Raw genomic sequence first — 12,423 nt, 5'->3', positions numbered from 1 at the left:
GCACGCGTTTCCCGTTCCCCTTTGCGAGAGCGTTCGCGTTCGAATCCACCCCCAAGCCTACCGACAACGTCCCGCAATGGGTCTGGTTGCACCGCAGCGGGAAAATAGCTGGGGATGGATCGAGAAGTCCGTTCGGGCGTAACGGGTTAGGGAGACAGGCCAAGGCCCCCTTCCGGGTCGGCGTACCCCCGCCCCGCCCCCTCAGTCGCGCAGCAGGTCGTTGATGCTGGTCTTGCTGCGGGTCTGCGCGTCGACCCGCTTGACGATCACCGCGCAATACAGGCCGGGCTTGCCGTCGCTGCCGCCGGTCGTGCCGGGGACCACCACCGCATAGGGCGGCACTTCGCCCTTGAAGACCTCACCCGTGGCGCGATCGATGATCTTGGTCGAGGCGCCGAGATAGACGCCCATCGACAGCACCGCGCCCTCGCCGACGCGGACGCCCTCCGCCACCTCGGAGCGCGCGCCGATGAAGGCGCCATCGCCGATGATGACGGGATCGGCCTGCAACGGCTCGAGCACGCCGCCGATGCCGGCGCCGCCCGACAGATGGACGTTGCGGCCGATCTGCGCGCAGCTGCCGACCGTCGCCCAGGTGTCGACCATCGTCCCCTCGCCCACATAGGCGCCGATGTTGACGAAGCTCGGCATCAGGATCGCGCCGGGAGCGACATAGGCGCCGCGGCGCACGACGCTGCCCGGCACCGCGCGGAAGCCGGCGGCGCGGAATTCGGCCTCGCTCCAGCCGCTGAACTTCGAGGGCACCTTGTCGAACCAGTGGCCGGCACCCGGACCATTGTCGATCAGCGTGTTGTCGTTGAGGCGGAAGCTGAGCAGCACCGCCTTCTTGAGCCACTGGTTGACGCGCCAGCCGCCGGCGCCGTCCGGCTCGGCGACGCGCGCCTCGCCCGCGTCGAGCAGCGCCAGCGCCCGATCGACCGCAAGACGCACCTCGCCGGTGGTGCCGAAGCCGAGCGACGCGCGATCCTCCCACGCGGTGTCGATGACGGTGGACAGGTCCTGGCTCATGATGCCTCCATGATGTGCTGCAACCACGATGCGAGATCGTGGACGGTAAAATCGATGAACTCGCGGGCGGTTTCCGGCCCCTGTTCGGAGCCGTTGTCGATCCACACCGTGGTCATGCCGATCGCCTTGGCCGGCGCGAGGTTGCGCGCCATGTCCTCGAAGAAGATCGCGCGGGTCGGCTCGATCGCCAGCCGCGCGCACAGGTTCGCATAAGCGGACGGGTGCGGCTTGGGGACGAGGTCCATCGCGTGGATATCGTGGATCGCCTCGAAACTGTCGCCGAGGCCGAGCCGGTCGAGCACCTTCAACGCATAGGGCTTGTCGCCGTTGGTGAAGACGAGCTTGCGCCCCGGCAGGCCAGCGATCGCCGCGGCGAGCGGCGCGTCCTGTTCGAGCACGTCCATCTCGATATCATGCACTTCGGCGAGGAACGCGTGCGGATCGACGCCGTGATCCGCCATCAGCCCGGTCAGCGTCGTGCCGTGCCGGTGGAAATACTCCTTCTGCACCGCCCGCGCCTCGTCCCAGGGCAGGCCGAGCAGCCGCGCGACATAGTCGGTCATCCGCTGATCGATGCGCGCGAACAGGTTGGCGCGTGCCGGATACAACGTGTTGTCGAGATCGAAAATCCACGTGTCGATCGAGGCAAGCCGGGGGTGCATGGCCGCGGCGTCTAGGCGGCGACGCCTGCGCGTACAAGCGAACCGAACATTTTCGTTTAACTAACGGAGCTTATGTCCGTTATAGACACAAAGCGAATCAGGGCGGACAGACAATGACGACGAAGACATGGTTGACGGGCGGTGCCGCCCTGGCGGCGCCGCTGTTTCTGGCTGCCTGCGGTGGTGGCGGCGGCGGTGGGATCAACACCACCCCTGCCCCGCCCGCGGCGCAGACTCCGGCCCCGACGCCGGCACCGGCGCCGATCGTGACGCCGACGCCGGCTCCCGCGCCGACCCCGGCCCCGACCCCAGCGCCGGCACCGACGGGGGATTCGGGCGCGACGGCGTCGAAGATGCCCGCCAATTACGACACGGCAGAATATCGTGCGACGGTCGGCGCGGTGTCGATGAACGCGCTCGCCGCCTATAACAAGGGCGCGACCGGCGCGGGCATCAACCTCGCGGTGATCGACAGCGGCATCGACCTGTCGAGCCAGGAATTCGCCGGCCGGTTGTCGCTCGCATCGCAGGATGTCGCGGGCAATGCGTCGATCGCCGACGAAGGCGGCCACGGCACCGCCGTCGCCTTCGCTGCGGCCGGCCGCCGCAACGATATGGGAGCGCAAGGCGTCGCCTTCGACGCGACGCTGACGGTGCTGCGCGCCGACCGGCCGGGCTCCTGCGCCTCGGGCGGCGACGCCGGCGGCGATGCAGGCTGCAAGTTCGGCACCGATGCGATCACCAAGGGCGTCGATGCCGCCCGCACGGCGGGTGCGCGGGTGATCAACCTGTCGCTCGGCGGCACGGCGATGCCGCAGTCGCTGATCGACGCGATCGGCCGCGCCACCGCGCGCGGGATCATCGTCGTCATCGCCGCGGGCAATGACGGCAACGACAATCCCGATGCCTTCACTGCGGTCGCCGACAATCCCGCCGCCCGCAACCTGGTGATCGTCGCCGGCTCGGTCGGCGCCAACGACGTGATCTCCGCCTTCAGCGACAAGGCCGGGACCGGCGCCGCGCATTACCTGACCGCGGTCGGTGAGAAGGTGCGCGCGCCCAACCAGAACGGCACGCCCTATATGTGGTCGGGCACCTCGTTCGCGGCGCCGCAGATCTCCGGCGCGATCGCCCTGCTCGCGCAGGCGTTTCCCAATCTCAGCGGCGCGCAGATCGTCGACCTGCTGTTCCGCACCGCGCGCGACGTCGGCGCGGCGGGCGTCGACACGACCTATGGCAATGGCATTCTCGACCTCACCAAGGCGTTCCAGCCGGTCGGCACGTCGAGCATCGCAGGATCGCATATCGCCGTCTCGCTCGGCACCAATGCGACGCTGTCGGCGCCGATGGGCGATGCCTCCGTCGGCCAGCTCGGCGCGGTGATCCTCGACAGCTACCAGCGCGCCTTCGCCATCGACCTCGCCGGCACGATCAACCGCGCCGGACCGAGCCGCACGCTGGCCGGCGTGTTGCAGAACCGGCAGCGCAACCTCGCGCTCGCCACGGGCGACATGACCGTGTCGCTGACGCTGGCACCACGGTCCAACGGCACGATCGCGCTCGAACGCAGCCGGATGAGCGAGACGCAGGCCAATGCCGCGCGCGCGATCGCCGGCGCGGTGACGCAGCGGCTCGGCGCCAAGACCAGCTTCGGCTTCGCCTTCTCGCAGGGCACCGGCAGCCTCACCGCGCAGATGACCGGCCAGGCGCAACCCGCCTTCCTCGTCGCCGGTCAGGGCGGCCTCGGCTTCGACAGTGTCGCCCGTTCGGCCGGCGCGCTGCGCCAGCAGGTCGGCGGGATCGGCCTGACCGCGACGATCGAGAGCGGCGACGTGCTCGCCCGGCGCGATGCGATGCTCGCCGGCCTCGAAGGCTATCGCCGCTCGGGCTATCAGCGCGTCACCGTGACCGCCGACAAGCAGTGGGGCGGGCTTGCCGCGACGCTGTCGCTCAGCAACCTCAACGAGGCGGACACGCTGCTCGGCGCGCGGTTCGACGGCGGGCTCGGCGCGGCGCGCGCACGCAGCTGGTTCATCGACGCCGATGCCCGCTGGAGCCTCGGCGCCGGCTGGACGCTCGGCGGATCGTGGCGGCGCGGACGCAGCGATGCGTCGCTGCGCGGCGGCCTCGACGGCCGCGGCCGGCTGATGACCGAAGCCTTTGCGGCGGACGTCGGCAAGGACCATCTGTTCGGCCGCGACAGCATCGGCCTGCGGGTTGCGCAGCCGCTGCGCGTGTCGCGCGGCGGCATCGCCTATCGCCTGCCGACCAATTACGATTATGCGACGATGACCGTCAGCGAGTGGACGACGCAGCGGCTCAACCTCGCGCCGCAGGGCCGCGAGATCGATGTCGAGGCGCGCTATCGCGTGCTGCTCGGCCGCGGCGATTTGCAGACCAACCTGTTCTGGCGGCGCGATCCGGGCAATTACGCGACGCTGCCCGCGGATGTCGGTGGCGCGGTGCGGTACACGATCGGCTTCTGATTGCAGGGACGGATGCGCGTCCCCATCTCCCAAAGCATGACACGCTTTTCCCTGCTCGATCTGGTGCCCGTCGTCGAAGGCGGCACCGTGGCGCAATCGCTGGCCAACGCCGCCGACCTCGCGCGGCATGCCGAGACACTGGGCTTCCAGCGCTATTGGGTCGCGGAGCATCACGGCATGCGCGGCATCGCCAGCGCCGCCACTGCGGTGGTGATCGCCCATGTCGCCGCGGCGACCAGCCGGATCCGCGTCGGTGCCGGCGGCATCATGCTGCCCAACCATGCGCCGTTGGTGATCGCCGAACAGTTCGGCACGCTGGATGCGCTGTTCCCCGGTCGCATCGACCTCGGGCTCGGCCGCGCGCCGGGGTCCGACCAGCGCGTCGCGCGGGCGATGCGGCGGACGCTGGAGAGCGATCCCAACGCCTTCCCGCAGGACGTGATGGAGTTGCAGAGCTATTTCGCCGACGACGGCCGCACCGGCATCGCCGCGACGCCGGGTGCGGGCGCGAACGTGCCGCTGTGGATCCTGGGGTCGAGCACCTTCGGCGCGCAGCTCGCCGCGGCGCTCGGCCTGCCCTATGCCTTCGCGTCGCATTTCGCGCCCGATGCGCTGGACAGCGCGCTGGCGATCTACCGCCGCGACTTCCGGCCGTCGGCCCAGCTCGACAAGCCCTATGCGATGGCGGGCTTCAACGTCTTCGCCGCCGAGACCGACGAGGAGGCGGAGCTGCTCGCCAGCTCGCAGCAACAGTCGTTCGTCGCGCTGCGCACCGGCAATCCGCGCCAGTTGCCGCCGCCGGTGGCGGGCTATCGCGCCGGGCTGGGGGCGCAGGGGGCGTCGATCCTCGACCATGTGCTGCAATGTTCGGCGGTCGGCTCGCCCGCCACGGTGGCGCGGCAGACCGCGGCGTTCATCGAGCGGACGGGCGTGGACGAGGTGATGGTCGCCAGCGCGATCTACGACCATGAGGCGCGCAAGCGCAGCCTGGCGATCACCGCCGAGGTGATGAGCGGACTGACCGTTCCCGCCTGAGCGCGGCATGGCGCGCTGCCGCATCGAGCAGCGCGTCGAGGTCCTCGCGGGCGATGTCGAAGCTTTCGTGCATGTCGGCGAGCGCCGCGTCCATGTCCTCCGGCGCGAACGGCGAGGGCGACGGCGTCGCGGCGGCGGGGCGGTGCGGATAGGCGTGTCGCGACAGGCGGTGGAAGAGGATGCCGCTGAGCACGAGCAGCGCCGAATCGATCCCGACCGGCAGCCACGGGAACAGCCAGCCCGGCTGTGCCTGCCCCGCCGCGAGCACCGCGCCGAGCGCCACCGCGCCGCCGGGCGGATGCAGGCAGCGCAGCAGCGACATCACCACGATCGCGCCCCCGACCGCAAGCGCCGCGGCCGCGACATGATCCGGTACGAGGCGGACGACCAGCAGGCCCCATAGCGCCGACAGCATGTTGCCGCCGATCACCGGCCATGGCTGCGCCAGCGGACTGGCGGGCACCGCAAACACCAGCACCGCGCTGGCCCCGATCGGCGCGACGAGCAGCAGCGATCCCTGATGGGCGAGTCCGGCGGCGATCACGCCGGTGAGTGCGATGCCGAGCGTCGCCCCGATGCCGGCAAGCAGCCGGTCACCGAGCGCGGCCCCGGCGAGGATCGGACGAAAGATACGCATCGCCGCTGCCGCTAGCGGTTCTGCCGCGGGGTGCAAGGCGGCAATGCGCCGGGTGAGCCTGCATGCCGTGGGGGTGGCGGATGATAGCGTTCACGTCAGTCGCTGGACTTCCACCTTCTCTCCGCGGCGGGGGGTAGGGCTTAAGACGGCTCCATCCTCTTGCGGCCCGGTGGCCCGGAACGAGTCCGGGGTGACGGGTGTGAAGAGGAATCCGGTCGCGCCTCATCAGCGCAGGCTTATGCGACTGAGCCGCCGTGTTCCGGTCGGGGTCGAGGCGTCGGAGGCGGCGGTCGCCGCCTTGGGATCAATTCGCCGCGGGCAGGCGCAGGCGCACCAGCAGGCCGCCGAGATCCTCGCTCTCCTCCAGGCTCACCGTGCCGCCGTAGATCTCGGCGACGTCGCGGACGATGGCGAGGCCAAGCCCGGTGCCCGGCTTGCCGGTGTCGAGCCGGACGCCGCGGTCGAAGATGCGGACGCGGTCTTCCTCGGGGATGCCCATGCCGTCGTCCTCGATCAGCAGTTCGACGAAGCCGGCCTCCGCGCCGACGGTGACGAAGACGCTGCCGCCGCCGTATTTGGCGGCATTCTCGACGAGGTTGCCGAGCATCTCGTCGAGGTCTTGGCGCTCGACATGGACCTGGAGGTCCTTGGGTCCGGTGATGTCGATGCGGACGTGGCGGTAGAGACGCCCCACCGCGCGCTCGACCGATTCGAGGCTCGGCCACACTTCGGCGCGGCTGTGCGCCGAGCCGCGGCGGCCGACCGCGCGCGCGCGCGCGAGGTGATGATCGACCTGCCGCCGCATCGTCCGCGCCTCGCGGATCACGGTGTCGGCGAGGTCGTCGGCCTGCGCGGTCGCGGCGTTCATGATGACGGTGAGCGGCGTCTTGAGCGCATGGGCGAGATTGCCGGCGTGGCGCCGCGCCTCCTCCGCCTGCCGCTCGTTATGCTCGATCAGCGCGTTGAGCTCCTCGACCATCGGCGCGACCTCGTCGGGCATGGCGGTGGAGATGCGGTTCGACTGGCCGGCGCGCATCCGCGCAATCTCGTCGCGCACCCGGCGCAGCGGCCAGAGGCCGTAGAAGGTCTGTAGCCAGACGAGCACGATCAGCCCGAGGCCGAGCAGTGCGAAGCTGCGGATCAGCGTGCGGCGAAGGACGGCGATCTGGGCGTCCAGCGCGCGTCGATCCTGCGCCACCTGAAACCGCCAATGGATCTTCGACCTGGGCAGTTGCGCGTCCCGCTCGACGATCCGCAACGTGCCATCGGCGAACTGGTCGCTGTCATAGATGTGGACACCACGATCGACATGCGCGCTGCCGAACTTCAGCCGCCGGTCCCAAAGAGACCTCGAGCTGAAGAACGTATCCTTGCCGGCGCTGCCGGGCGCCGAAACCTGCCAGTACAATCCGGAATAGGGTTCGAGAAACCGTGGGTCGGCCGCTGCTTCACGGCTGAAGATCACCTCGCCCTCGGGACCGATCTCCGACGAGGCGATCAAGGATCGCAGCACATATTGCATCTGATCGTCGAAGTTCTTCGTCACCGCATTGGTGAGCACGCGATCGAGCAGGAAGCCGCCGCCGAACAGCAGCAGCCCGATCCACGCGGCGGCGATCAGGATCATCCGCCGCGACAGCGACCCCGTCGTCTTCGCCCTCTGGCGCGGCGGAGCTTCGGCAAGCGACGGAGTATCCATGACGGTCAGGCCTTCGGTTCGCCGCAGCGATCAGGCGTCGGGGTCTTCGAGGCTGTAGCCGAGGCCGCGGATCGTGGTGATCACGTCCTGCCCCAGCTTCTTGCGGATGCGCGTGACGAACACTTCGATCGTGTTCGAATCGCGATCGAAATCCTGATCGTAGATATGTTCGATCAGCTCGGTGCGGCTGACCACCTTGCCCTTGTGATGCAGCAGGTAGCTGAGCAGCTTGTATTCCTGCGCGGTCAGCTTGACCGGCTCGCCGGCCTTGGTGACCTTGCCCGAGCGCGTGTCGAGGCGAACGTCGCCCGCGGTCAGCTCCGACGAGGCGTTGCCCGAGGCGCGGCGGATCAGCGCGCGCAGGCGGGCGATCAGTTCCTCGGTCTGGAACGGCTTGGCGACATAATCGTCGGCGCCGGCATCGAGCCCGGCTACCTTGTCGGACCAGCTGTCGCGCGCGGTGAGGACGAGGACGGGCATCGTCTTGCCCTCCTTGCGCCAGCGGTCGAGCACGGTCAGCCCGTCGATCTCGGGCAGGCCGAGGTCGAGCACGATCGCATCGTAATTCTCGGTCGAGCCGAGGAAATGCCCCTCCTCGCCATCGGTGGCGAGATCGATCGCATAGCCGGCACCTTCGAGGGTGTTCTTGAGCTGCTGGCCGAGGTTCGGCTCGTCCTCGACGATCAGAACGCGCATATGGTCCCCCTTAATTTCCGGTGCGGCCGATGATCTGGCCCGATCGGCCGTCGACATCGACCCAGACGACGACGCCATCGCGCATGAATTTCAGCGTGTAAACCGCACTGCTGAAATCGAGGTCGAAGCCGAGATATTCATAGCCCTTCATCGTCGGGATGACGCGGGCCTCGATCGCGCGCGGCGACAGCACCTCGCCCTTGCGCCGGGCGTCATAGGCGCGCGCCTGGTCGCTGCGCCGCTGGTCGGGCGCCGCCGCGATGGCGGGGGACACGGCAGCGACCATCGCGAGGAACATCAGGGGCACGACCATCTTCATGAGGACTGGCATAGGCGGAAGGCATTGAACAGCCTGTGAATGGAGCAGTCGCAAAGCATTCAGCCGCCGTCCGGTTCCCAGACGGCGTGCGGCCGCGCTTGCCGCGGGCGCTTCCGCCCCCTACCTGCCCCGGCCATGGCTGCCCCAATCCTTGCGTACGAAGACCTTGGCGTGATCCAGGGTCATGGCTGGCTGTTCCGCCACCTCGACATCCACATCGGCGCGCGCGACCGGCTGGCGCTGATCGGGCGCAACGGCGCGGGCAAGACGACCCTGCTCAAACTGATCGGCGGACTGATCGACAGCGACGAAGGGCGACGCGTGATCGTGCCGGGCACGCGCGTCGTGCTGCTCGAACAGGAGCCGAGCCTCGCCGGCTGCGCGACGCTGGCCGATTACGTGCTCGGCGGCGAGGGCGCGCCCGAGCGGCACGAAGCGGATGCGATCGCGGACCAGCTCGGCATCGACCTCAGTCGGGAATCCGCCTCCGCCTCGGGCGGCGAGCGGCGCCGCGCGGCGATCGTCCGCGCGCTGGCGCAGGACCCCGACGTGCTGCTGCTCGACGAGCCGACCAACCACCTCGACATCGCTGCGATCGACTGGCTGGAGGACTGGCTCGGCCGGTTCCGCGGCGCGTTCGTCGTCATCAGCCACGATCGCACCTTCCTCACGCGGCTGACCAAACAGACGCTGTGGATGGACCGCGGCTCGATCCGCCGCGCCGAGATCGGCTTCGGCGGGTTCGAGGCGTGGACCGAGCAGGTCTATGCCGAGGAGGAGCGCAACGCGCAGCGGCTCGACGCCAAGCTCAAGATCGAGGAGCACTGGCTGCAACGCGGCGTCACCGGACGGCGGCGGCGCAACCAAGGCCGGCTCGCCAAGCTCAAGGACATGCGCGCCGAACGCGCGGCGATGATGGGACCGCAGGGGTCGGCGAACCTCGTGACGGCGTCGGACGACAGCAAGACCAAGGTCGTCATCGACGTCAAGCACGCCAGCAAGAGCTATGGCGAGCGCACGATCATCCGCGACCTCACCCTGCGCGTCACGCGCGGCGACCGGATCGGCATCGTCGGCCGCAACGGCGCCGGCAAGACGACGCTGCTCAAGCTGCTGACCGGCGAGTTGCAGCCGGACGAGGGCGAGGTGAAGCTCGCCAAGACGCTCGACGGCGTCATCATCGACCAGCAGCGCAGCCTGATGGCGCCGACCAAGACGGTGCGCGAGGTGCTGGCGGACGGTGGCGACTGGATCGACGTGCTCGGGGTGCGCAAGCATATCCACGGCTATCTCAAGGAGTTCCTGTTCGATCCGTCACTGGCGGAGGCGAAGGTCGGCACGCTGTCGGGCGGCGAGCGCTCGCGGCTGCTGCTGGCGCGCGAGTTCGCACGCGAATCGAACCTGCTGGTGCTCGACGAGCCGACCAACGACCTCGACCTCGAAACGCTCGACCTGTTGCAGGAGGTGATCGCCGACTACGGCGGGACGGTGCTGATCGTCAGCCACGATCGCGACTTCCTCGACCGCACGGTGACGGTGACCTTGGGCCTCGACGGATCGGGAACGGTCGACGTCGTCGCCGGCGGCTATGAGGATTGGGAGCGGCAGCGCAAGAAGCCGGCCGAAGCGAAGAAGGCATCCGCGCCCAAGGCCGCGCCCCCTCCCCCGGCGCAGGCGAAGACCAAGCTCAGCTACAAGGACCAGCGCGACTACGACCAGTTGCCGGCACGGATCGAGGCGATCGACGCGGCGATCGCGCGCGACGAGGCGCTGCTCGCCGATCCCGCGCTGTACGTGCGCGATCCCAAGCGGTTTGCGGCGCTGACCGCGGCGATCGACGCGGCCCGGGCGGAGAAGGATGCCGCCGAGATGCGCTGGCTGGAACTCGCCGAGCAGGTCGAGGGGCTGGGCTAGGCCGGCAGGTCCATCGTCACCGTCGTGCCCTCCGGGCCACTGTCGGTGGCGAGCGTGCCGCCCGACTGTCGCGCGAAGGCGGGGATGAGGCGCGAGCCGAGACCATGGTCGAGGCCTGCCGGCGCGGCGGTCGCGGGCATGCCGACGCCGTCGTCGCTGACGATCAGCGTCCAGCCGCCGGGCCGCTGGCGGAAGCCGACGGTGATCGTACCGCCGGCGCGGCCGCCGAAGGCGTGCTTGGCGGCGTTGGTGACGAGTTCGTTGACGACCAGCCCGATCGAGACGGCACGGTCGCGTGGCACCTCCACCTCGTCGCTCGAACAGGCGAGCGAGATGCCGCCGCGCAGCAGCAGGGCGTCGGCCAAAGCCGAGCAGAGATCGCCGAGATAGCCGCGCATCTGCACCGCGTCGCTTTGCCCGGCGCCGCGATAGAGGTGGCGGTGCGCCCGTGCGATGCTTTCGACCCGTGCCAGCGCGGTGCCGAGCGCGTCCGCCGCCTCGCCCTCCGACCGGCGGCGCTGGATGTCGAGGATCGAGGCGACGATCGCGAAATTGTTCTTCATGCGATGGTCGATCTCCTGCAACAGCAGGTCGCGGTCGGCGATCTCCTGATCGCGCTCCATCGTCGCGCGGCAGACGGCGCGGCGGAACAGTTCGGCGGTGGCGATGGTCACGATCGCCGCGACGATGATGAAGGCGACCGTCACCATCGCGGCGCGATCCGGCACATCGAAATGCGCGGTCGACGGGAAGATGAAGAGCCACGCATAGGCGATGCCCAGCGTCGCGGCGATCGCCCCCGCCTGCCACCGCGCGAACAGCGTCGCCAGCATCATCGCCGGGAAGCACAAGGCGAACGGCGCGCCGTCGCCGACGGTGAGACGATCGAGCGCGGTATAGATCAGCAAGGCAGTCGCCGCGGCGAGCACGCCGACGCCACATTGCGTCACGGCCCGCGGCACGGTGGGCGCGAGTCGAACAGTCAAATCGAGTTCACTCAGCCGCGACACGCGGCGACTGAGCCGCCTCGGGCCAATGCTGTCAAGTTCTATGGCGTAGCAATGACAACGTTTTACCTAATCTCGCGCAAGCTTCGGCCAAGGCGGCCGGCAAGTTCGGTAACATATTGCCATGCCACGCGTCCGGACCGGCTGCCGCGGCGGGTCGCCCAGTTGATCGCCTCCGCCGCGTCGAACGGAAGATCGTAGCGCGCCGCATAGGCCGCGACGATCGCGCAATAGCCGTCCTGATCGAGCGCGTGAAAGCCGAGGCTGAGGCCGAAGCGGTCGGCGAGCGCAAGCTGATCGTCGATACTGTCGCGCGGGTTGATCGGCCGCGGCTCGTTCCCCGCACCGCCGCCGCTCTGCTCGGCGATGTCGCGCACGACGAGATGGCGGCGGTTGGCGGTGACGAGCAGCCGCACATTGTCGGGCCGCGCCTCCGCCCCGCCCTCCAGCAGCGAGCGCAACGTCCGCGCTTCCGCGGGCACATCGATGCCGAGATCGTCGAGGAACAGGGCGAAGGCGCGGGGGAGCGGGGCCAGTCGGGTGAACAATTGCGGGAGCGCGTCGAGCGCGGCGACCTCGACAAGCGCGATCGCGCCGCCTTCTGCCTGCACCGCGCCGGTCGCTGCCTTGACGAGCGCCGATTTGCCGGTGCCGCGCGCGCCCCAGAGCAGCACGTCCTGCGCCGCCGCGCCGGCGGCGAGACGGCGCAGCGTCTCGATCAGCGCATCGCGCTGGCGATCGACGCCGATGAGCAGGTCGAGCGGCAAGGGCGCGAACGCCCGCGCCGCGGTCAACGCACCGTCACGCCAGACATAGGCGGGATGCGCCAGCGGATCGTCGCTGGCCGGCGGCGGTGGCGCGAGACGGTCGAGCGCCGCGGCGATACGCTCCAGGGGATCGGTCATGGCGGCGGTCATGACCGCGCGCCTGCGCGGGTGC

General features: G+C 69.5%; 11 protein-coding genes. 3 read left to right on the top strand and 8 right to left on the bottom strand.

What is annotated here, in order from left to right; all coding sequences use genetic code 11:
* Positions 1-201: 201 nt before the first annotated feature.
* Positions 202-1,029 (bottom strand): 2,3,4,5-tetrahydropyridine-2,6-dicarboxylate N-succinyltransferase, encoded by an 828-nt coding sequence (dapD, locus tag HD841_RS13080; protein WP_179509298.1) that lies wholly within the window; start codon positions 1,027-1,029, stop codon positions 202-204.
* The gene (locus HD841_RS13075) at positions 1,026-1,691 is read right to left on the bottom strand and encodes a pyrimidine 5'-nucleotidase (RefSeq protein ID WP_179509297.1); all 666 of its coding nucleotides are present in this window, start codon (positions 1,689-1,691) and stop codon (positions 1,026-1,028) included. The genes dapD and HD841_RS13075 overlap by 4 nt, the downstream gene beginning before the upstream one ends.
* 113 nt (positions 1,692-1,804) lie before the next feature.
* On the opposite strand from HD841_RS13075, the gene HD841_RS13070 reads away from it, so the two are divergent.
* Both HD841_RS13070 and HD841_RS13065 read left to right on the top strand, forming a co-directional pair.
* Positions 1,805-4,177, top strand: coding sequence for a S8 family peptidase (locus HD841_RS13070; protein ID WP_179509296.1), 2,373 nt, complete (start codon positions 1,805-1,807; stop codon positions 4,175-4,177).
* Positions 4,178-4,213: 36 nt separating this feature from the next.
* Positions 4,214-5,212, top strand: coding sequence for an LLM class flavin-dependent oxidoreductase (locus tag HD841_RS13065; protein WP_179509295.1), 999 nt, complete (start codon positions 4,214-4,216; stop codon positions 5,210-5,212).
* On the opposite strand, the gene HD841_RS13060 is transcribed toward HD841_RS13065, so the two are convergent.
* The 4 genes from HD841_RS13060 to HD841_RS13045 all read right to left on the bottom strand — a co-directional run bounded on the left by HD841_RS13060 (position 5,172) and on the right by HD841_RS13045 (position 8,563).
* Positions 5,172-5,849 (bottom strand): HPP family protein, encoded by a 678-nt coding sequence (locus HD841_RS13060; RefSeq protein ID WP_179509294.1) that lies wholly within the window; start codon positions 5,847-5,849, stop codon positions 5,172-5,174. The two genes, HD841_RS13065 and HD841_RS13060, sit on opposite strands and share 41 nt — an antisense overlap.
* A gap of 304 nt (positions 5,850-6,153) precedes the next feature.
* Positions 6,154-7,476: a sensor histidine kinase gene (locus HD841_RS13055; RefSeq protein WP_179509423.1), complete on the bottom strand. Its 1,323-nt coding sequence runs from the start codon at positions 7,474-7,476 to the stop codon at positions 6,154-6,156.
* 102 nt (positions 7,477-7,578) lie between these two features.
* The gene (locus HD841_RS13050) at positions 7,579-8,244 is read right to left on the bottom strand and encodes a response regulator transcription factor (protein WP_037533025.1); all 666 of its coding nucleotides are present in this window, start codon (positions 8,242-8,244) and stop codon (positions 7,579-7,581) included.
* Positions 8,245-8,254: 10 nt separating this feature from the next.
* Positions 8,255-8,563 (bottom strand): hypothetical protein, encoded by a 309-nt coding sequence (locus tag HD841_RS13045; RefSeq protein WP_257015526.1) that lies wholly within the window; start codon positions 8,561-8,563, stop codon positions 8,255-8,257.
* Positions 8,564-8,698: 135 nt separating this feature from the next.
* Between HD841_RS13045 and HD841_RS13040 the strand changes: the two genes are divergently transcribed.
* Positions 8,699-10,477 carry an ABC-F family ATP-binding cassette domain-containing protein gene (locus tag HD841_RS13040; protein ID WP_179509292.1) on the top strand — a complete coding sequence of 593 codons (1,779 nt, stop codon included), beginning with the start codon at positions 8,699-8,701 and terminating at the stop codon, positions 10,475-10,477.
* Here the strand turns inward: HD841_RS13040 and HD841_RS13035 are convergent.
* Positions 10,474-11,463: a sensor histidine kinase gene (locus HD841_RS13035; protein ID WP_179509291.1), complete on the bottom strand. Its 990-nt coding sequence runs from the start codon at positions 11,461-11,463 to the stop codon at positions 10,474-10,476. The genes HD841_RS13040 and HD841_RS13035 overlap by 4 nt on opposite strands.
* An 86-nt stretch (positions 11,464-11,549) precedes the next feature.
* A complete protein-coding gene (locus HD841_RS13030) occupies positions 11,550-12,389 on the bottom strand; it encodes a DUF815 domain-containing protein (RefSeq protein WP_179509290.1) in 840 nt (279 codons plus the stop codon).
* Positions 12,390-12,423: the final 34 nt, after the last annotated feature.

Source organism: Sphingomonas melonis, from assembly GCF_013409985.1.
GTDB lineage: Bacteria > Pseudomonadota > Alphaproteobacteria > Sphingomonadales > Sphingomonadaceae > Sphingomonas > Sphingomonas melonis_A.
The sequence above is the reverse complement of the archived record's forward strand: the minus strand, read 5'-3'. Positions and strand labels throughout refer to the sequence as shown.